Here is a 954-nt window from a genome sequence, read left to right on the forward strand (position 1 = left end):
TCATCGCCTCTGACTGCCAGGGCATCCACCGTGTACGCTTAGTCGCTTAACCTCACAACCCGAAGATGTTTCACTTCTGATTGCGAAAATTTGAGAGACTCGAACACACCTTAAAGATGTGTCGTTTCAATTTTCAGCTTGATCCAGATTTTTAAAGAGCAAAACTTCGCAGTGCACCTTTTCAGGTTCACTCTGAAGTTTTCTTGTGTTCGCAGTAAAAGATGGTGGAGCTATGCGGGATCGAACCGCAGACCTCCTGCGTGCAAAGCAGGCGCTCTCCCAGCTGAGCTATAGCCCCATCGTATTACAAACCTCTGTACCGGTAATTTTTGTTGAGGCAAGGCGTGGTGACACGAAGCATACTTAGGTATGTGAGTGTCGCCGCAACGCAGCATCAGCAAAAATTTGGTAGGCCTGAGTGGACTTGAACCACCGACCTCACCCTTATCAGGGGTGCGCTCTAACCACCTGAGCTACAAGCCTGTAGAGGTTTTTACTGCTGTTTTTCATCAGACAATCTGTGTGAGCACTACAAAGGCAGGTTCTTTAAGGTAAGGAGGTGATCCAACCGCAGGTTCCCCTACGGTTACCTTGTTACGACTTCACCCCAGTCATGAATCACAAAGTGGTAAGCGCCCTCCCGAAGGTTAAGCTACCTACTTCTTTTGCAACCCACTCCCATGGTGTGACGGGCGGTGTGTACAAGGCCCGGGAACGTATTCACCGTAGCATTCTGATCTACGATTACTAGCGATTCCGACTTCATGGAGTCGAGTTGCAGACTCCAATCCGGACTACGACGCACTTTATGAGGTCCGCTTGCTCTCGCGAGGTCGCTTCTCTTTGTATGCGCCATTGTAGCACGTGTGTAGCCCTACTCGTAAGGGCCATGATGACTTGACGTCATCCCCACCTTCCTCCAGTTTATCACTGGCAGTCTCCTTTGAGTTCCCG

General features: G+C 50.0%; 2 tRNA genes and 1 rRNA gene. All 3 read right to left on the minus strand.

The window, feature by feature from the left end:
• Positions 1-222: 222 nt before the first annotated feature.
• Positions 223-298, minus strand: a tRNA-Ala gene (locus L6R44_RS24815).
• 108 nt (positions 299-406) lie between these two features.
• Positions 407-483, minus strand: a tRNA-Ile gene (locus L6R44_RS24820).
• 69 nt (positions 484-552) lie between these two features.
• Positions 553-954 (minus strand): 16S ribosomal RNA (locus L6R44_RS24825); the annotation flags it as partial.

Origin of the sequence: Enterobacter cloacae complex sp. ECC445 (assembly GCF_021892025.1) — a bacterium.
Classification (GTDB): Bacteria; Pseudomonadota; Gammaproteobacteria; order Enterobacterales; family Enterobacteriaceae; genus Enterobacter; species Enterobacter chengduensis.